This window comes from Desulfoplanes sp. PS50, assembly GCF_053851535.1.
In genome coordinates this window covers 19,457-38,523 of the sequence record NZ_JBSPZA010000007.1, presented here as the reverse complement: position 1 = coordinate 38,523, position 19,067 = coordinate 19,457, and the positions used below count along the sequence as shown (strand labels likewise).

The 19,067-nt window shown below is 53.0% G+C and carries 21 protein-coding genes; 3 read left to right on the top strand and 18 right to left on the bottom strand.

Annotated features, from left to right (window positions below; all coding sequences use genetic code 11):
- Nucleotides 1–12 precede the first annotated feature (12 nt).
- From ACTVJH_RS04720 to ACTVJH_RS04710, 3 genes are read right to left on the bottom strand one after another with little or no spacing between them, the layout of a single operon-like run.
- Nucleotides 13–1,302 (bottom strand): 3-deoxy-D-manno-octulosonic acid transferase, encoded by a 1,290-nt coding sequence (locus ACTVJH_RS04720; RefSeq protein WP_455987986.1) that lies wholly within the window; start codon nucleotides 1,300–1,302, stop codon nucleotides 13–15.
- Nucleotides 1,299–2,210, bottom strand: coding sequence for a D-alanine--D-alanine ligase family protein (locus ACTVJH_RS04715; protein ID WP_455987984.1), 912 nt, complete (start codon nucleotides 2,208–2,210; stop codon nucleotides 1,299–1,301). The genes ACTVJH_RS04720 and ACTVJH_RS04715 overlap by 4 nt, the downstream gene beginning before the upstream one ends.
- Nucleotides 2,176–2,835 carry a phosphohydrolase gene (locus ACTVJH_RS04710; RefSeq protein ID WP_455987982.1) on the bottom strand — a complete coding sequence of 220 codons (660 nt, stop codon included), beginning with the start codon at nucleotides 2,833–2,835 and terminating at the stop codon, nucleotides 2,176–2,178. Before ACTVJH_RS04710 ends, ACTVJH_RS04715 begins: the two co-directional genes overlap by 35 nt.
- A gap of 414 nt (nucleotides 2,836–3,249) precedes the next feature.
- Here ACTVJH_RS04710 and ACTVJH_RS04705 point away from each other — a divergent pair, with 414 nt between their 5' ends.
- The 3 genes from ACTVJH_RS04705 (at nucleotide 3,250) to hypE (ending at nucleotide 5,694) form a co-directional block, all read left to right on the top strand.
- The gene (locus ACTVJH_RS04705; protein ID WP_455987980.1) at nucleotides 3,250–3,477 is read left to right on the top strand and encodes a HypC/HybG/HupF family hydrogenase formation chaperone; all 228 of its coding nucleotides are present in this window, start codon (nucleotides 3,250–3,252) and stop codon (nucleotides 3,475–3,477) included.
- On the top strand, nucleotides 3,464–4,552 hold the full coding sequence (gene hypD / locus ACTVJH_RS04700; protein WP_455987978.1) for a hydrogenase formation protein HypD: 1,089 nt from the start codon (nucleotides 3,464–3,466) through the stop codon (nucleotides 4,550–4,552). Before ACTVJH_RS04705 ends, hypD begins: the two co-directional genes overlap by 14 nt.
- A 137-nt stretch (nucleotides 4,553–4,689) precedes the next feature.
- Nucleotides 4,690–5,694 (top strand): hydrogenase expression/formation protein HypE, encoded by a 1,005-nt coding sequence (hypE, locus tag ACTVJH_RS04695; protein WP_455987976.1) that lies wholly within the window; start codon nucleotides 4,690–4,692, stop codon nucleotides 5,692–5,694.
- A 94-nt stretch (nucleotides 5,695–5,788) separates the two neighbouring features.
- Here the strand turns inward: hypE and ispH are convergent, their stop codons facing one another.
- From ispH to ACTVJH_RS04620, 15 genes are all read right to left on the bottom strand, one after another.
- Nucleotides 5,789–6,646, bottom strand: a complete 858-nt coding sequence (ispH, locus tag ACTVJH_RS04690; protein ID WP_455987974.1) for a 4-hydroxy-3-methylbut-2-enyl diphosphate reductase — start codon at nucleotides 6,644–6,646, stop codon at nucleotides 5,789–5,791.
- A 218-nt stretch (nucleotides 6,647–6,864) separates the two neighbouring features.
- Nucleotides 6,865–7,818 carry a tRNA dihydrouridine synthase gene (locus ACTVJH_RS04685; RefSeq protein WP_455987972.1) on the bottom strand — a complete coding sequence of 318 codons (954 nt, stop codon included), beginning with the start codon at nucleotides 7,816–7,818 and terminating at the stop codon, nucleotides 6,865–6,867.
- Between the two features lie 14 nt (nucleotides 7,819–7,832).
- On the bottom strand, nucleotides 7,833–8,141 hold the full coding sequence (locus ACTVJH_RS04680) for a hypothetical protein (protein ID WP_455987971.1): 309 nt from the start codon (nucleotides 8,139–8,141) through the stop codon (nucleotides 7,833–7,835).
- A 2-nt stretch (nucleotides 8,142–8,143) separates the two neighbouring features.
- Nucleotides 8,144–8,560, bottom strand: coding sequence for a hypothetical protein (locus ACTVJH_RS04675; RefSeq protein WP_455987969.1), 417 nt, complete (start codon nucleotides 8,558–8,560; stop codon nucleotides 8,144–8,146).
- 240 nt (nucleotides 8,561–8,800) lie between these two features.
- On the bottom strand, nucleotides 8,801–9,115 hold the full coding sequence (locus ACTVJH_RS04670) for a hypothetical protein (protein WP_455987967.1): 315 nt from the start codon (nucleotides 9,113–9,115) through the stop codon (nucleotides 8,801–8,803).
- A gap of 1 nt (nucleotide 9,116) precedes the next feature.
- On the bottom strand, nucleotides 9,117–9,830 hold the full coding sequence (locus ACTVJH_RS04665; protein ID WP_455987965.1) for a flagellar basal body-associated FliL family protein: 714 nt from the start codon (nucleotides 9,828–9,830) through the stop codon (nucleotides 9,117–9,119).
- Nucleotides 9,831–9,928: 98 nt separating this feature from the next.
- On the bottom strand, nucleotides 9,929–10,309 hold the full coding sequence (locus ACTVJH_RS04660) for a chemotaxis response regulator CheY (RefSeq protein ID WP_455987963.1): 381 nt from the start codon (nucleotides 10,307–10,309) through the stop codon (nucleotides 9,929–9,931).
- Nucleotides 10,310–10,361: 52 nt separating this feature from the next.
- Nucleotides 10,362–11,117 carry a FliA/WhiG family RNA polymerase sigma factor gene (locus tag ACTVJH_RS04655; RefSeq protein ID WP_455987961.1) on the bottom strand — a complete coding sequence of 252 codons (756 nt, stop codon included), beginning with the start codon at nucleotides 11,115–11,117 and terminating at the stop codon, nucleotides 10,362–10,364.
- Nucleotides 11,110–11,925 carry a MinD/ParA family protein gene (locus tag ACTVJH_RS04650; RefSeq protein WP_455987959.1) on the bottom strand — a complete coding sequence of 272 codons (816 nt, stop codon included), beginning with the start codon at nucleotides 11,923–11,925 and terminating at the stop codon, nucleotides 11,110–11,112. The genes ACTVJH_RS04655 and ACTVJH_RS04650 overlap by 8 nt, the downstream gene beginning before the upstream one ends.
- A 108-nt stretch (nucleotides 11,926–12,033) precedes the next feature.
- Nucleotides 12,034–13,095, bottom strand: a complete 1,062-nt coding sequence (locus ACTVJH_RS04645; RefSeq protein WP_455987957.1) for a flagellar biosynthesis protein FlhF — start codon at nucleotides 13,093–13,095, stop codon at nucleotides 12,034–12,036.
- A complete protein-coding gene (gene flhA / locus ACTVJH_RS04640) occupies nucleotides 13,085–15,187 on the bottom strand; it encodes a flagellar biosynthesis protein FlhA (protein WP_455987955.1) in 2,103 nt (700 codons plus the stop codon). Before flhA ends, ACTVJH_RS04645 begins: the two co-directional genes overlap by 11 nt.
- A gap of 41 nt (nucleotides 15,188–15,228) precedes the next feature.
- Nucleotides 15,229–16,293 carry a flagellar biosynthesis protein FlhB gene (flhB, locus tag ACTVJH_RS04635; protein ID WP_455987953.1) on the bottom strand — a complete coding sequence of 355 codons (1,065 nt, stop codon included), beginning with the start codon at nucleotides 16,291–16,293 and terminating at the stop codon, nucleotides 15,229–15,231.
- A 66-nt stretch (nucleotides 16,294–16,359) separates the two neighbouring features.
- A complete protein-coding gene (gene fliR, locus ACTVJH_RS04630; protein ID WP_455987951.1) occupies nucleotides 16,360–17,133 on the bottom strand; it encodes a flagellar biosynthetic protein FliR in 774 nt (257 codons plus the stop codon).
- A gap of 49 nt (nucleotides 17,134–17,182) precedes the next feature.
- Nucleotides 17,183–18,091, bottom strand: a complete 909-nt coding sequence (locus ACTVJH_RS04625; protein WP_455987949.1) for a M23 family metallopeptidase — start codon at nucleotides 18,089–18,091, stop codon at nucleotides 17,183–17,185.
- 90 nt (nucleotides 18,092–18,181) lie between these two features.
- Nucleotides 18,182–18,931 carry a tRNA lysidine(34) synthetase gene (locus ACTVJH_RS04620; protein WP_455987947.1) on the bottom strand — a complete coding sequence of 250 codons (750 nt, stop codon included), beginning with the start codon at nucleotides 18,929–18,931 and terminating at the stop codon, nucleotides 18,182–18,184.
- Nucleotides 18,932–19,067: the final 136 nt, after the last annotated feature.

Below are 19,067 nucleotides of genomic sequence, written 5' to 3'. Positions count from 1 at the left end.
AGGTTTTTGGTTTTACGTTGTAGGTGGTAGGTGTGAGGACACACCCTTTGAAACCGATTCGATGATCCTTTGGGCAACCATGGCCGTGCCTCCTTGTTTGGAGGCTATATACTCGTCTGTTGCGGCCCGGACGTTTTCCCGGGACATGGGGGTTGAGGAGCCGAGCTCATTGGCCAGTTTGTCGGCTGTGGCAACTATGGTCACAAACCCCTGGGTGATGAGATCCTCTCCGACCCAATTAAAATTGCTCCAGAACGGGCCGATGACCGGGCGAACGCCCTGAGCCAGAGGCTCGAGAAAGTTCTGACCCCCCAGGGGCGCGAGACTGCCGCCCACAAAGGCGGTCTTGGCCAGGGCATACACGGCCGGAAGTTCTCCAAAAAGGTCCCAGAGAACAATGGTCCCGGGTTTGACCGGTTCTTCAGCAAGGCGTGAGCGAAGGATCCAGGGTATGGAACCGGATGCGAGAAATTCCTTCCAGGCCGAAATACGGTGAAGGTGGCGGGGGACCAGGGCAGCGATGGTTGTTGGATGATCGGTTATCAGGCGGGTCAGGGCGTTCTGGATGGCTGGTTCCTCTTCTTCCCTGATGGAACCAAACACCACGAATTTGCTGGAAGGTCTGAAAAATCGGGATAATGGATTGGCCACATAGGAAATGGCCGGGGTATCACCTATGCGATCGAATTTGATGTTCGGCATGGTCGTTACGCAGGCATTTTCAAAGATTGTGGCGAATCGGGATGCATCAGACGATGATATGGCCATGATCTGTTGTGGTCCAATGTCCTTGAGTACACGCTGAAAACGCAGATATCCGGCAAGGCTTTTGGGGCGCATGCGGCCGTTGGCAACGAGCACAGGACAGTTTCTTTTTTTGCATTGCACAAGGATACCCGGCCAGAGTTCGGTCTCGAGAAGGACCACGATCTTTGGAGATATCCGGCGCATGAACCAGCCGACAACAAGGGGATGGTCCACGGGGCAGATACGGATGTCGGGCCGGTTGGATTCGCTGTATTTTTGAAAGTGATCCGTGAGGATATCAAGACCTTGAGATGTATTGGTGGTTATGAGTATTGAAAGCTCAGGGTGGTTCTTTAACAGATAATCGGTCAGGGAAATGGCCAGAAACCCCTCGCCCACCGAGGCCGCCTGAATCCAGAGATCATGACTTTTTCGACCAATCCCCCATCCCAGCCGACCGGGCCAATGTTCCCGAAGCCGTTTGTTCACGAAGACAACGGGAAGTGCCAGGGTCCAGAAAAGGGTGTAAATTGCCGTAAAAAGCTTTGTTTTCATGTGATTTTCCTCATGCCCAGGGTGATCAGCCGCCCTATGAGATCCTCGAAGGACATGCCTGCGGCATGGGCCTCCTTGGGAAGAAGCGAGGCCCTGGTCATCCCCGGCAGGGTGTTGGTTTCAAGGGCATAAGGATGTCCCGTGTCATCAACAATGAAATCGGTTCGGCTGTAATCAACAATGCCAAGTATCTGGTGGGCTGTCAGAGCCATCTTTTGTATTTCAGCGGTCAGTTTTTCCCCGATGGGCGCGGGACAGAGCTCTTCGGCACCCTGATCTTCGTATTTGCTGGTGTAATCAAAAAAAGTCCCTTTTCGGGGGGTAATGAGAACGGGTGGAAGCGGGGCGTCATCAAGGACGGCACAGGTGATTTCCTGCCCCTTGATCCGCTCTTCAATAATGAGATCCCGGTCGACAAGATCGTTGTGGCCAAGTGCGGTTTCAAATTCTTTGCGGGAATCGGCAAAGAATATTCCCACGCTCGAACCCGCCGTGCATGGTTTGATGACCCGGGGAAAATTCAGGTGGATAGGAGTATCCATGGCTGAGAAATTTTTTGGAAAAAAAGTCCATTTCGGAGTGGTCAGCCCGTGTCGTTCATAGACCATTTTGGTGGCGGCCTTGTTCAGGGCCAATTGGGATGCTGCAGGCCCTGCTCCCTGATAGGCCAGGGGAATGGAATCGAGCAGAGACTGGATCAGCCCGTCTTCACCGGGTGATCCGTGGAGATTGATAAAGGCGAAATCACATGTTCGGGCCGCAGGGATCAGGTTGTGGAGATCATGGGCCGGATCATGCAAAATGACTTCATGGCCGAGCCGTTGAAGAGCCTTTTTGATTTCCTGCGCGCCAAGCAGGGCTACTTCCCGTTCATCAGACCAGCCGCCGGCTATCAAAAGAATGCGCATGGAGTGGGATTCCTGTGAGTTGTTCGAGTTGCTGTTCAATGGTCATCACCTGATCATAGGCCGCGTGGATGCGTTCCTTGCGATATGGGGTGGTTCCGTAGCGGTGCATGAGATCGTTCAGGCGGTCTTCAAGAGAAACTATGGCATCGTGTCTGACCCGTTTGTCACTGTAGGCAACGACCAGAGGGATGAAATGGTTTCGGACATCCACATTTCCCGGCCAGAAGACATGGTGAAGCACCGCATGACCAAGGGCTGGATTGCCGGTCAGACCGATGACCCAGGAGGCCCCAACCTGGGCATGATTGCCCCCGTGACGGATGCAATAGGTTTTTGCCAGGTCGTGCAGGAGTGCTCCGGCCCTGATGGTGGCTGTGGGATCACAGGCAAAGCTCTGGGGTGAATGGTTACGGGCCAGCCGGGTTATGGTCAGGGCCACGTGGGTGACGGCAAGGCTGTGATCGCGGATATTTTCAAGCATTTCGTAATCATCCCACCATGTCAGACACTCGTTGTGTGTGGGAATGGTCCAGGACGGATCAAGACGCAGCGGTGGCGGGGCGTCGGATTCATACAAAGAGCGCATGTCGTGTGTGGGCGGGCAAGAAGGCGATGTTTCATTCATAAGGATACTTCGGACACATAGAGATGGTATCGTTCTGCCGGGTGGCAACCGTGGCGGCATACAATTTCATGCCGGCATCGTGTCGGTCAGGGGCGATGGGCTTTCATGGCTGACTCGGTATTGGTCGGCTTGAAACCTCTCTGCCGGTCTCGTACCATCAAGGCGTTGTTCTGTACAAGCTGAAACTTTCGGCAAGAAGCCAGGCAATAATAATCTGATAAACGGTGCCTGGTTCGCTCTGACCGTCAGACAGTCATACGGTCAGGGCATTCAAAACGGGGCAAGCCAGCCATCATATTTCGGGTACCTGCATAAGAACAAATGTGTCCTGTCGCGTCGGCGCCCCTTGGTTGACACACAATATCGGTAGGCTTATCAACACCTATTCCAAAAAGCAAAGGAGGAAAACAGCCTATGTGCCTGGCAGTTCCCATGGAAATCAAGAGTATCAGCGACAATGTTGCCCAGGTTGAAGTTGGCGGAGTTGCCAACGAGGTCCGTCTTGAACTTATTGATGAACACCCTGCTGTCGGTGATTTTGTTATTGTCCACGCGGGGTTTGCCCTTCGTCGGCTCGATAGGGAGGAAGGCCTGGAAACGATAAAATTGTTCGAAGAGGGGTTGAATCTTGAACTCTCTTGAACAAAAACTCAAAGACCCGGATCTCTGCCGGTCCATTGTCAAGACGATCAGGCAGGAATTGAGGGAGGAACTTCGTTTTATGGAGGTTTGCGGGACCCATACCGTGTCCATTTTTCAAAGCGGCATTCGTTCCCTGCTCCCTGACGAGATAGTCCATCTTTCCGGGCCCGGCTGCCCTGTTTGTGTGACCCATGAACGGGAAGTGGCTGCTTTTTTGGAACTGGCCGAACGCAAGGATGTCATCGTGGCCACCTTCGGGGATCTCATGCGCGTCCCCGGTCCCAACAAACGTAACCTCAAGGCCGCCCAGGCCGAAGGGGCCAGGATCAAGGTCGTGTATTCCCCGTTTGACGCGGTCAAGCTGGCCCGGGAGAATCCTGACGACAAGGTTGTTTTTCTGGGTGTCGGATTCGAGACAACCGCTCCGACCATTGCCGCGACTATACAAATCGCCAAGGAACAGGGCGTACATAATTTTCTGGTCCTCTCCTTTCATAAACTGGTGCCTCCGGTGATGAAGGTTTTGGTGGAGGATCCGGAACTTACCGTCAATGCGTTCATGCTCCCCGGTCATGTGTGCATAGTCACCGGGATGGAACCGTATAGATTTCTGGCCGAGAAACATGGCATTCCTTCTGTTGTCACCGGGTTTGAGCCCGTGGACATCCTTCGGTCCATCCTGACCTTTGTCCGTCTGCGCAATGCGGGTGAGGCGGTTTTAAAGAACGGATACGGACGGGCCGTGGCCGACCTGGGCAATCCAAAGGCCCAGGAGATCATGAACGAGGTCTTTGAGCCCCAGGACGCATTGTTCCGGGGGATCGGCTCGATCCCGGCTGCGGGATTGGGTATCAGAGAGGGGTATGGGGAATTTGATGCCATGCGCGTACTCGGTCTGAGTCTGCCCGATGTCCCTCCGCTGGCCGGATGCAGGTGCGGAGATGTGCTCAGGGGCAAGATCCGTCCCGATGAATGCCCGCTCTTTAAAAAGGTCTGTACACCGGCCAATCCGGTCGGACCCTGCATGGTTTCCACCGAAGGGTCCTGCGCGGCCTATTACAAGTATCAGATCTGATTTTCCCCATTACCACAACCGGTATGGTGCATCACCAGTCATGGTTGCAAACATGATTTCTGTCCGGGGTTTGTCATGGTCTTTTCACACATTGCTCCGCACATGCACCACCTGATTGTTAAGGATACACACAACTCATGAGTCAGAAACTTCTTTTGGATTACGGGAGTGGCGGCAAGGCCTCCCAGCGTCTCATCTCTGAAATGTTCCTCAAACATCTTGGCAATGATCGCCTCAACCGACTCGACGATGCTGCATTGCTCGATCTTTCCGGGCCTGTATCCATGAGTACGGATACCTTTACGGTTGACCCCTTGTTTTTTCCTGGCGGGGATATCGGTTCCCTGGCCGTTCACGGAACGGTCAACGATGTGGCCATGATCGGTGCGCGGCCGCGATTCATCACCTGCGGACTCATCCTGGAAGAAGGGCTGGACATGGATATGCTCGAGAAGATCGTTGCATCGGTGGGACTGTCGGCTAAAAATGCGGGCGTGGAAGTGGTCACCGGCGATACCAAGGTGGTTCCCAGGGGCGCGGCTGACAAGATTTTTATCAATACCACGGGCATAGGAGAGGTTTTTGTCTCTCCCGGTCCGAGCGGACATAGTGCGCGACCGGGAGATGCCATCCTGATCAGCGGGACCATGGGCGATCATGGACTGACCATCATGTCCAAGCGGGAAGGGCTGTCTTTTGATGCTCCGGTACAAAGCGATTCCGCAGCCCTCAACCATCTCATTGTCCGGCTTCTCGAGGAGATTCCGGAAATTCATGTCCTCAGGGATCCGACGCGGGGAGGGCTGGCAACGACCTTAAGCGAGATCGCGCTCCAGTCGAACGTGGAATGTTATGTCCGTGAGAAAAATATTCCGGTGCGGGAGGCCGTGGCCGGGGGGTGTTCCTTTCTCGGTCTCGATCCCCTGTATCTGGCCAATGAAGGCAAGTTTATCTGCATTCTGCCGGGCAAGTACGCCGACAAGGCCCTTTCAATCATGCGAAGCGATCCCCTTGCCATTGACAGCCAGCAGATCGGTGAAGTCACAACCGATCATCCCGGCAAGGTCGTCCTCGAGACCCCTATCGGCGGCCACAGACTGCTGGATATGCTCGAGGGGGCTCAGCTGCCAAGGATTTGTTAGAAGAACAAGAACCTACGTATTCGACAAAAAAACGGCGGACCAGTTGGTCCGCCGTTTTTTTGTCTGCGTAGATGTCTTACCGCTTGATGCAGGATCATCCATCGAGTTCAAGCAGGTAAAGGAAGACATCGTTGATCACGTCTTCGGGCGTCGATGCCCCGGCGGTCAGGCCGATGGTTGTGCAGGCGGTGAGATCCTCAAGGGGGAGTTCCTCCTTGCGTTCCACATGGCAGCAGGGGGTTGTGGTTGCCGAAGCGACCTGGGCGAGTCGTCGGGTGTTGCCGCTGTTTTTTCCGCCGACCACGACCATAAGATCCACCTCTTTGGCTATAGCAATGGCTTCCTGCTGTCTTTCCTTGGTCGCGGTGCAGATGGTGTCCATGACCGGGATCTCACCTAATGTATTGACCAGACGGGCATGGATGTCCTGGAATTCCTCCCGGTCCTGGGTGGTCTGTGCGGCCAGAAAGCAGGGTGTGGTCAGGGTTGAAAGAAGGGTTTCCAGTTCCTGGATGCTTTCAAAAACCGTAAAGCCTGCCTGCGCGTAGCTGACCAGTCCCTTGACTTCAGGATGGTCCTTTTCTCCGAAAAGAAGCAGGTGGCGTCCCTGGACTGAATTTTTGGCTATGAGTGTCTGGGCCTTTTTGACCTTGGGGCAGGTGGCGTCGACAATGGTTGCCCCTGACTTTTCAATGGCCTGCTGCATGTCAAGGGGAATCCCATGGGCCCTGATGACCACAATGCAGTGGGGTCCGAGTTGTTTTGTTGACTGACACTCAAAAACGCCCTGACTCTGGTAATATTCAAGAACCTGGGGATTGTGGATGATCGGACCCTGGGTAAAGATCTCCTGACCATCCTTTTTATCGGCAATGGCCTGATCGAGTTTTTTAAGGGCAAGGGCCACGCCCATGCAGAATCCAGCGGTTTTGGCGAGATGGATCGTTTTCATAGGGGACGTTTTGGGTTGAGGTGGTATGAGAAAGGAGACGGGAGAAGGGAGACGGGAGGAGGGAGAAGGGAGACGGGAGACAGGAGTACACAGTGCACAGTGCGCAGTGCGCAGGAAAGACCAAAACAGTAACATTTTTTTCTCACAGAACCTGACGGAATGAATCAAACGTCGTTTCTCTGTCCTTCTCCCGTCTCCCGTCTCCTGTCTCCTTTGTTTTATCCCAATTCTTCGATTCCCTTGGCAAAATCCTCCCAGGTGCGGCAGCCGGCCAGGTAGCCTCTGGCGGATTTCGATCCTGGTAAATCGCGGACAAACCGGGGGGCCAGGGTGCGCATGCGCAAAAGAGCCCTGGCCTCGTTGCCGTAGGTGGTGCTGAGCTCCATGAACCGTTTGATGGTGGTCACGAGCTGTGTTGCGCTCTTCGGTTCCGGAAGGTGACCCGAAAAAAGGGCGTGAAAGCGGTTGAAGATGGCCGGATCGTTGAGGGCACCTCGGGCAAACATGATCGTATCCACCCCGGTTGATTCAATGCAGGCAAGGCCATCCTCGGCATGGAGCAGGTCTCCACTGGCAATGATTGGAACGGATACCCGCTGTTTGAGTCTGGCAAGACAGTTCCAATCGGCCCGACCTGAAAAGCCTTGTTTGGCAAAGCGAGGATGCAGGGTGATCCATGCGGCCCCGGCCTGTTCCAGTTTGGGTGCAACATCCAGGTAGACAGGCGTGTCTGCCTGCCATCCCAGACGGATCTTGACCCCGACCCGGTTTGTACCGGCCTTTTCAGCCATGATCCGGACAATTTCCGTGAGCAGATCAGGGGTCTTGAGCAAAGCGGCCCCGCTTCCTGTCTTGACCACTTTTTTGACCGAACATCCGCTGTTCAAGTCAAAATATCGAAATCCCTGTGCCAGAAGGATGTCCATGGCCTTGGCAATGTATTCCGGTTCCGAGCCAAAGAGCTGGACTACCAGTGGCGAATCCTGGGGACAGGTGGCCAGAAGATCCCTGGTTCCCTTGCTGTCAAATACCAACCCTTTGGCACTGATCATTTCCGTACAGGCAACCTGTGCCCCTTGCTCCCGGCACAAGAGCCGGAAGGGGAGATCGGAAAATCCGGCCAGGGGGGCAAGCCACGGGTTCTGAGGAGTAATGGGAAAAAGTGATGCCATGATGGGAAACGTGATCAGACGATGATGTGAAGCCCTGTGGCCCGGTTTTTGGCATCCTGATCAGCTTCCTGGAGAATGATCTCTGGATACATGGAGGTGACAATGAGGTAGATTTCAGAACCCAGGGGATATTTTTTGGTCAGCTCGGCAAGCACGCGAAGTTCGCCGATGGTCACCCAGGCCATGGTTTGGGTCAGGTATTCGACAACGGTTCCCAGGAGCAGATCGCCTATTTTATAGGCGGCTCGAAAGGCCTGTTGTCTGTTTGATCCAGGGTTGTTCTCTCCAGGAGTGAATGATCGTCCCTGATCGTGGATGCGCATGGTTAGCCTTCCTGGTCAACAATGACCTCCACTTCGTCGATGCTCAGCCCGGTGGATCTGGCCAAGGCCTCAATGGATTGTCCGCGTCTGTACCCTGCAAGGATGGTCTGTTTGAGAAAGACAGGGGAGTTGGCAAAGGCATCGGCCTGTTCGAGAAGACCCTGCAGGGTGTTGGCCCTGCGTTCCAGCCTGGCATCGAGCCGGCTCAAATGGTTCTGGCGTTCTTCAAAGTTTGAGACCAATTCCTGCTCGAGCTTGGCGTTGAAATCAATCCGGGAGAGAAATTCTTCCTGTTTGTTCTGCAGTTTCAGAATAAGGGATTGGGACCTGCGGAGCTTGAAGAAGATAAAGACAGTGATCGAAATGAGAATGATCTCGAAAATGCCCGAAAGAATGATGAGCCATTGAAAGGATGACATGTCCTATGCCTTGAGATGCTTGTTGATGAGATCGTGATACAAAATGATTGGAATCCTTGAGGGTCCGGACACGTGGGGTAGATGAGTCGTATGAAAGCGGAAGAACCTTGAGGGTATCCGGTTGACGAGATGGGCTGTTGGTACCTTACTCGTGAAAGTCTGCCATAAAAAACAAGAAAATTGTATAACCGCTTGAACTTAAAACTTAAAACCTAAAAGCTCAAATTGCGGCTTGGCGCATCAGACGGTCAGATTGATGATCCTGCCGCTGCCGGATGCATGTTCTGTATCATCCTCTTTGCTGTTTTGTTTTTCACGATCGCCATGTTCTGAAAAAGACTGCTTGTTATTTCCGTCTTTTTCTTTTTTGACGCTCAGGCCCCCTTCACTTTCAGCTGTTTTGGGAACCTGGTTCTGTTCGCGTTTGCTCTTTTCCACAGCCTCTTGCCCGGCAAATACCTGCTGGGTCGCGGGATGTGACTGCTCCGCATGCTGGAGTTTCTGGACGTGCGGTGCCTGATTGAGCATGACCGGCAAGTTGATGGAGGCTCCCATATCACTCTACCCTGTATTCCTGGATCAGAATTTCTTCAAGCTGTCCGTTGCCAAGATATTGATTGATGATTTCAAGGAGGTCGGTTTTCAGTCTGTCGCCATTGTCAGTGTTGCCCAGAAAGACAATGTCCTTGTTCTTGAAATAATAGTACACAGCATCGCGGATAATGATTCGTTTGGTATCCACTTCGGTTCTAAGAAGGTCACCTTCTACCGGAAAGGTAAACCGGCACGTCAGAAATCGATACGTTCCGTTGACCTCGAATTCCAGCCAGAAGGGTTCAAATGCCATGACATGTTCAGTGAGCTCGGGAGATTCTTTTTCGGGTGGCTCTGAAACAGCCTCGTTTTCCTGAGCAGGCTCGGGAGGGGTGACCAGCGGCTTGGGCTTGACAAAGAGCCACCAGAAGAGAGCGCTCCCGACAAGTAAGAGAACAATGGCTGCAAGGAAAAATTTTTTGTACTTCCAGAAAAAAGAAGGCTGGTTATCCTCTTCGACCGGCTCTTTTTTTTCTGGCTCGGCAGGGGGCTCCTCAATTTCGTCCTCATCGTCAAGGAACACGGCATCATCGAGATCAAGCTCGACTTTTTGCAGGGATCGGTTGGAGGGTGCCGTAACCGTTCCCGTGTCAATGGATGCCTTTTCCTGCGCATCGGATGCTGTTGGGGGCTGGTTTTCAGCTTCCGGCCCAATGCCTTCCTTGTCGTCTGCCATGATTTTTTACCATGTCTCTTTCATGGCCGAGAGGGAGACGAAAAAGACATGGTCAGCTGGTTCCTTTGCAAAAAGGATGGGTTACGTGTGTTATAGGCTCAGGCAAAGATCTTGTCGATTTTTTGGCCCAGGGTTTCCGCCGTGAAGGGTTTGACGATATAGTTGGATACCTTGGCCTGCACGGCCTCGATAATGTTTTCCTGCTGAGCCTCTGCCGTGACCATGAGAAAGGGGAGATCGCTGAATTCCTCGCTGGCTCTGACCTTTTTGAGAAATTCGATGCCGGTCATGATCGGCATGTTCCAGTCGCTGATGACAAAATCGATCTTGTCTTTGTTCAATACATCCCATGCAGTGGAACCATCGTCGGCTTCGACAATATTGTTGAAGCCGAGTTGGCGGAGAATATTCTTGATGATCCGGCGCATGGTGGAAAAATCATCGACAACAAGAACGCGCATGTTGGTGTCTGTAGCCATGTAGAACTCCCTTGATACGAAGCGTGAAATAGGTTGATGGGCTGCATGGCGGCTAGGTGATGGGCTGGCCATGTTGTGCAGTGAATTTTTGTCTGAGCTTTTTGATCGCCTGGGAATGAAGCTGGGAAATCCTGCCTTCAGTGACACCAAGTACTTTTGCGGCCTCGCGCATGTTCAACTCTTCGGCATAGTACAGTGAGAGAACAAGGACTTCCCTTTCGGGTAATTGTTCAATGAGTAGGGCCAATTTGTCAATGATCTCGTTTTCAGCGGTCTGATCAAAGGGCTGGGCAAAAGGATCGTTCAGGATGTCGAAGTGGGTCTTTTCTTCGAGGGCATCGATATTCAGACAAAATTGATTTTCAAGGGCTTCCATGCACTGATCGACCTCTTTTTGGGAAAATCCGGTCAGGGAAGCGAGTTTCTTATGGGAAGGAATGGTTCCATTTGTTTGTTCAAAGTTCTGGATGATGGATTCGATTTTTTTGATTTTTTGACGCATCCCCCGTGATAGCCAGTCCATTTTGCGGAGTTCGTCGAGCATGGCCCCCTTGATACGGGTGTCAGCATAGGTTTCAAAGAGGTTTTGTGAGCTTGGATCGTATTTGTAGAGCGCCTCCATGAGTCCGAGGGAACCGGCACTGATGAGCTCATCGAGTTCTATGTGGTTTGGAAGTTTTGCCTTGAGACGAAGGGCCTGCGCCTTGATCTTGACACCATAGGCACGAACGATCTCTTGCTGGATCGCAGAATCGAGGCTGCTGAAAGAGATACCTTTGTCTTCAAGAATGAACCACGGTCTATTCATTGAAAAGAAGTTTTTTCCAGAAGAATTTGATGTTGCCGTCAAGTTGCCGGGGAGGTTTCCATCCAACAATCCGTTCGGCCGCCTGGGCAATGTGAGTCGTTGCCTGGGATTTGGGGGCATAACGGGAAAAGGGGATCTGGTTGGTAACTGCCTTGCGTACCTGGGGGTCGAACGGAATATACCCCACAAAGTCCAGTGAGACCCCGCTTAAAAAATGATCGCAGGCTTCGTATAATTTGGCAAATACGCTTTTGGCCTCTTTCTGGTCTTTGACCATGTTCAAGATGATCCGAAAATGTTCCACGCCGTGGTTTAATTTTAAAACCTTGATAAGGGCATAGGCGTCAGTAAGCGATGTGGGTTCAGGCGTCAGGACGACAAGACGTTCCTGCACGGCCAGGTTGAAGTAGAGTACATTATCATTGATTCCCGCTCCCGTGTCCACAATGAGAAAATCAGTGGTGTCCTCGAGAAAATCCATGGATTCGAGGAGCTCGAGCTTCTGCCCCGTGGAAAGTGAGAGCATGGAGCTGACCCCTGAGGCTGCCGGGAGAATGGAAAAACCGTATGTGGTCGTATACAGAATTTTCTCAAGAGGGAGTTGCTCGTGGAAAAGATGGAAAAGATTGTACTTGGGAGCAAGTCCCAGAAGAACATCCACATTGGCGAGCCCCAGATCCGCATCGAGAAGAATGACCCGTTTGCCGAGCTTGTGGAGCTGATAGGCAAGGTTGACCGAGATATTGGTTTTGCCGACGCCGCCCTTGCCGGAGGTCACTGAAAATACCAGGGGGAGGTTGCCGTTCATGTCAGGAATCCTTGAATGTGTTGTGTGCTAGAGGCTGTCGCTGCAAGGGATTGTGGTGACTTCAACAATGCAAACAAACTTTTGACCAGGATGGTTGCTGCGTCGTGATCACCGGCTTGATGGAAGCTGGTGCTTGAAGAGCAGCTGCCAGACATCAAGGTGTGATGCCTCGGCAAGGGTGTTTCGAAGACCTGGGCCAAAGGACAGGAGTGAGACCGGCAACCCCGTGGTATAACTCTGACTCACGAGATCTCCGTATGTACATGCTTCATCGAGCTTCGTCCAGATGATGCTGCTGGTGTTCGGCATTCGAAATCGTTTGACAAAGATATTTTGCTGGGCTGTTGCATATAATGGGCTGAGAACGAGATGGAAGCGAATGGCGTCTTGCAGACCCGGGCATTCGGCCGCTATCCATTGGGCCATTGTCTGATCATTGTTCAGGCCGGGAAGATCGATCAGGACGGTGTCGTATTCGCTGGTATTTCCAACCAGCTCTTTCCAGTCGGTGTCGGTCTTGAGATCGCGATAAAAGAAGCCGGAAATATCGGCATAATGCTTGAGAAAAAGTCGTCCTTTGCCATGATAGTGATCCCCGTTGGCAATGCAGATGCGTGCCGAGGGATCCTTTTTTTTCAAACGAAGGGCCAACCTGAGAATGGTACTTGTCTTGCCGGATCCATAGGGGCCGGCAAAGGCGTGGACCCGGCTTCGATAGATGGTGTCATGCCAGGGGACGATTTGCAAAATATCGCCAAGAATCTGCAGGGCCGAACAATCGACATTTTCCGTGAGCCGTTTCCAGATGGTAAAAAGACAATGGGACGCAACACCTTCTTTTTCAAGATATTCGATGACCTGACGCTGTTTGGAGGGGAGCTGATCCAGATCCATCTTGGGTCGCAGGACGCTCAAACATTGTTCGCGAAGTTCTGTCCATTCCTTTTGCATGGCCTGCCAGTCAAAGGGAGGCTGATCAGCCTGGGACCTGGAAACACTCCCCGTCTGGGAGTCGGTATCAGGCTCGAGGGCGGCCATGACTTCACAGAGTTTGCAGCCGTTGACGGTTTTGGTCTGCGAACTCAGGATGACAGCATCAGGACCAAGATCCCGCTTGACCCTGGCCAGGACTTCGCTGGTTGTTTTGCCTTGGTAGGTTTTAACGTGCATTCTTCAGACTCACGGTTGCAAGGGATTCCAGCCGGATTTCCGGGGGAATCTCCGCCTGGGAAATGACCGGAAGTGTCGGGATGAATCTGGTTACCAGCTGGGCAAGATGCGGACGTGTCTGGGGGCTTGTAAGCAGGACAGGCTGCCCGTCGACGACCATGGCCTTTTCCGCTGCCTGGTTGATGGCATTGATGATTTTTTGGGCCATGCCTGGATCCATGGCCAAAAAGGTTCCCTGATCGGTTTGACGCAGGCTGGCCTGAAACTCCTGTTCAATGTCCGGACCGAGATTGATGATGGCAAGGGATCCGTTCTGCTGGCCGAGGTACGGGCGGACAATGGTTCTGGACAGGCGTTGACGAACGAACTCGGTAAGCTGATCCGGATCCTTGATGGACTGACCGAAATCGGCCAGGGCCTCGGCAATGGTCAGCATGTCCCTGATGGAGATATTTTCACGGACCAGGTTCTGCAGAACCTTTTGCACGGCCCCGAGACTGAGCGTTCCGGGAACGAGTTCCTCAACCACCTTGGGTGAACGCTGGGAGAGATTGTCGAGAAGATTCTGGACTTCCTGACGACCCAGAAATTCATGGAGGTTGCGTCGGAAAATCTCTGTCAGATGGGTGGCAATGACCGTTGAGGGATCGACCACGGTATATCCGGCGAGCATGGCCTCTTCCTTGCGGGCTTCCGGCACCCAGACGGCTGGCAGATTGAAGGCCGGCTCAAGGGTTTCCACGCCCTTGATCTTGTGCTTGGCATCGCCCGGATCCATGGCCAAAAGATGATCGATGAGGATTTCGGCCTGTCCGACGCGGTTGCCCTTGATGAGCAGGGCATATTCTCCGGGTTTTAATTCCAGATTGTCTCGCAGGTGGAGCGAGGGGATGATCACACCCATGTCCAGGGCAAACTGGCGACGGATGGATCTGATCCGAGAGAGCAGATTGCCGTTTTGTTCCTCGTCCACGAGGGGAATGAGTCCATAGCCCACTTCAAGTTCCATGACATCCAGGGGCAGCAATGCCTTGACTTCCTCGGGACTGTCGAGACTCGGCTTGGCCTTTGCTTTGGCTGTGGCCTCGGCTTCCTCGGCCGCACCGGAATTCGGACCGACTTTGGCCAGTAGAAACAGGATAGAGGAGATAACCAGAAAGGCCAGGGTAGGCATGCCCGGAACAATGGCAAAGAGCAGAAGAACAGCGGCTACCAGACGGAGTGCTCTGGGCTGGAAGGTCAGCTGGGCGAGGAATTCTTCACCCATTTTGGCCTCAGCGGCTGCCCGGCTGACGATGATGCCGGCGGAGGTGGAAATGATGATCGAGGGGATGGTCGAGACCAGACCGTCACCAATGGTCAACAGGGTATATGTCTGGGCCGCATCCATCCAGGAGAGGTCCTGCTGGAGGACACCAATGAACAGTCCGCCAATGATATTGATGGCGGTTATGAGGATACCGGCCATGACATCACCTTCGACAAACTTGCCGGCACCATCCATGGCCCCGTAGAAATCAGCCTCCCTGCGGATGTCGTTACGCTGATTCTTGGCATCCTCTTCGGTGATGAGACCCGAATTGAGATCCGCCTCGATGGACATCTGTTTGCCGGGCATGGCATCCAGGGTGAACCGGGCCGCAACCTCGGCGATGCGGGTCGTTCCCTTGGTGATGACCATCTTGTTCAGGGCAAAAAGAATGAGAAAGATGACCACACCGACCACGTAATTACCACCGACAACGAATTGTCCAAAGGCCTGGATGACCTTTCCGGCCGCGGCTGTTCCCTCGCTTCCGTGGAGCAGGATAACCCTTGTCGTGGCGATATTGAGACCAAGACGAAGCAGGGTGGTCACCAGCAAGAGAGACGGGAAGATGGAAAACTCCAGGGGAGATTTCAAAAACATCGAGGTGACAAGGATAACCAGGGCAAAGGAAATGTTGAAGGCCAGCAGAACGTCGAGAACCACCGTCGGCATGGGGATGAGCATGACGAAAAGGATGACCACAACGCCGCCGGCCAGGAGTACATCACCCTGTTTGGCGAATTTTGCGTAATCGAATTTGAAGGAGGAACTCGATATTGCCATATATTTGACGCTTCGGGAGCTGGGGTTGTGAACCTGGTTGATCAGCTGCGGTTCTTGGTTTTGTACACCTGGGCGAGGATGGCAGCCACTGCCTGGAACATCTCTTCAGGGATCATGTCCCCGACCTCGACACTCTTATACAAGGCACGTGCCAGGGGTTTGTTTTCCCTGATGGGGATGTTGTTCTCCCGGGCGATCTCCTTGATACGCTGGGCCACGCGGTCCGCACCCTTGGCAAGGATCAGGGGGGCCGGGGCCTCGGTCGGCTTGTATCTGATGGCCAGGGCCAGGTGGGTCGGGTTGGTGATGACCACATCGGCCTCAGGTACTTTTTGCATCATCCGCTGCTGGGAAACAGCGAGCATCTTCTGTTTCTGCTGATTCTTGACCTTGGGATCACCTTCCGCCTGTTTCCGTTCATCCTTTACCTCATCCTTGGTCATCTTCAGATTCTGTTCGTAATCCCACCGGGTGTAGATGAGGTCCCCGATACCTATGATGGTCATGGGAATCAGGGCAAAGATGGCCATCTTGGCCCCCACTGTGAGCATATAGATGGCAATGCCCTCGGGGGATTGGTAGAACAGGGGGGCGAGCTTGGTGAATTCGCTTTTGAGCACCAGATAGGGGGCAACAGCAACGGCTGCGGCCATAAGAACGCTTTTGAGCAGTCGGATAATGGTTTGAATGTCGAGAAAGAGGCGTTTGAGCCCTTTGAGCAGGTTGAATTTGTTGAATTTTGGCTTGAGAACCTTGGATGACCAGAGTCGGCCCACCTGAAGTCGCATGATCAGGTAGGAGATCAGGGCCAAAAAGAGCATGGTGGGAACGATCATCAGGGCCAGGGATTTGCTCGTGGAGACGAGCAGTTCGTAGATATTATCCTGCGAGAATGTGGTCTGCATGCCCTGGTCAAAAAACCAATGCATGAGGATCCGCATCTGCTGGTAATAAAACCCGATGGTTATATACAGGGCGAGCAGGCCGCCGATCAAAAGCACGGATTTGGAAAGTTCCTGACTTTTGGGAACGTTTCCTTCATTTCGTGCCTTTTTTCTCCGCTTGGGAGTGGCTTTTTCTGTTTTGCTCGGGTCGCTTTGGGGCATGGCGTTAGCCTGTCAGGGTGCGGCTTTCAGGTTGAAAAACCGCTTTGTCGTGGTGAGCGACTGTGGTCAAGGGGTAAGCAATCTCTGGTAGGTTGGCCCGATAGTGGCCACAAAATCGACAAGAAGCATGGAGACAATGTTGAAAAGAATACCCAAAAATAAAAATCCCACGCTGATTTTGACTGGAAAACCAACAATAAGAACATTCATCTGTGGGGCGGCGCGCGAGATAAGGGCAAGTGACAGGTCCACCAGAAAAATGGCCACCATCACCGGGGCGGCGATCTTGATGGCCAGGACAAAAATTTGACCTGAAAAGGAGAGAATCCCGTTGTACATGTGTGGAGTGATGACCATACCGCCTGGAGGGATGAATTTAAAGCTCAGCGAGAGCGCGTGCAGGAGGTAGAGATGGCCGTTGATGGCCAAGAAGGTCATCAGGCCGACCATGTACAGAAAATGTGATGTGACCGATTCGGAGACGCCACTGTCCGGATCGACCACGTTGACCATGGAAAAGCCCATTTGAAAACCGATGAGCATGCCCCCGGTCTGGATGGCCGCGAACAAGAACCGTATCACCAGACCAATGGTCAGTCCGAGAAGAATCTCGGAAAAGATCATCAATGCGATGGAAAAGGGGTGGCCGGGAAAGGTGATTCCGGAAAAGGACAGGGCCGGCCACAAGGCGAAACTCAGAAGCAGACACAGGGCTCCCTTGGCCTGCATGGGTACACCATCGCCCCCGAAAAACGGCAGGAGAAAGACGAGCAGACTGATGCGGAAGAAGGTGAGCAAAAAGCTCAGCACAAGGGCGGGATCGACATGAAAAAGGTCCATGAATAGCCTCTAGCAATTCATGGACCAGAAAAAGAGATGTGTAGGACAATCAATCAAGGATGTAACGGAGGGGATTCACCGGAACGCCGTTGAGACGGACTTCGTAGTGCAGGTGAGGGCCCGTGCTTCGTCCGGTATTGCCCACATAGCCTATCAGCTGACCGCGATTGACCTGCTCACCATTTTTGACGGCATAGTTGTTCAAATGAGCATATCGGGTGACAATTCCGCTTCCGTGATCGACCATGATATTTTTTCCGTATCCATGATCTCTTTCCACCTTGACGACCTTGCCGCTGGCACTGGCGTAGATGGGTGTTCCCATGGGTGCGGAGATATCCAGACCCTTGTGCAGTTCACGTTGGCCGGTAAAGGGAGATCTGCGGTAACCGAAGTTGGATGTGACCCAGCCAGTGGTAGGCCAGATGGAGGGGGTTCGTGCGAGAATGTCCTTTTTTTCTTTTATGAAAGAGAGGATCTCCTGCTGGCGAAGCTCTTCGAGTTTGGCGTCTGTGGAGAGCTGTTCGACAAATGCATGCATTCGCCTGGCCAGACGTTCCGTGCGGTAGAGGGGGAGAAAATCGTCGTCAATGTCTTTGGTTCTGGGACCACCTACGCTGTTGACGTCGTTGCCAAATGAGGTCTGGTCGAGATCGACCATGACCCTGATCTTGGTGTTGAATTCCTGCAGTCGGGCGAATTCCCCGGACATTTCGTTGAACTTGGCATTAAAGCTGGCCAGCTGAATTTTTTGTTCCTGATTTTCTTTGAGCACGTGTGACAACTCGCGTTTGCAATGTCGGCTCTCGGACCAGTTTTTGTAAAAATACGCATTGCTTCCGACAAGACCGGCAATGAGAACGAGTCCAAGCATGAGAAACCACTTGTTACAGGAGAGTTGACAGCATGTGCCGCGTGCCCCGTTGAAGATAACGATTTTGTAGTTGTTCCCGAGCATGGTATCGCCTTTGGCTTTCCTTGATGATGTGCAGGATGACCGATGATAGAACGTTGTGACGCGTTGGTAACGACCAATGAATTTGAATAGCTAGGTAATCTTTAAGGTTTCGTCAAGCTGCCACCGCCTCAGCCCGTTGTATATGTTTTTTTTGAGTACCGGGTCCTTGGCGGTCAGATCCCGTAGCCAGGAATTTGTCTGACTGCGCTGGTTCGTGTGCGAGGAGGGACATGACGTGGAGGTCACGGGGAATTTCCATTGGCGGGCGGCCGTGGCAATGGTTTTTTCCTCTATCAGAAGAAGGGGACGTATGAGCATGAGTCGGCCGTCAAAATATTGTTCCCTGGGGGAGAGCCCTGAGACCTTGCCGGTCTTGAACAGATTCATGAAAAAGGTTTGGGTCAGGTCATCGCTGGTATGGCCCAGAGCGAGGTGGGTGAGCCTGTAGCGGCGACATAGTTCAAAGAGGTGTTTTCGTCTGAACCAGGAGCAAAAGAAACAGGGCGATTTCTTGCGGTTTTCCGGCGAATGTGCGCGGGGACCGTAATCGGTGAGCTCAATATGAGAAGGGATGTTGTGATCAGCCAGCCAGGCGGCCAGAGGGGCATGGTCGCTGGGATCAAATCCCGGATTCAGGTGCAGTCCCATGATCTCGAATGGATAGGGGAGAATCCTTTGGCGCATGCGCAGGGCCTCGAGCATGACCCAGCTGTCTTTGCCGCCGGAAACGGCCACGCCGACACGCGCTCCCTTGTAAAGCATGTTGGTTTGCTGAATGAGCTTGCCGCTTTTGCCGATACAGGTTCGCTGGGCAAATGTGAGATTTCTGCGTTTAATCATTGCAATGTCTGGGCATGGTCATTGACATTTGGCCATGTCTCGTTATTTTTTTACGCGGTTGAGTTGTTTTTTTCTGTGAGCCTGCCTGCAGGCAGGTACGCCGGATCCAACCTGTGCAATTCAGATTCTGCCGGCT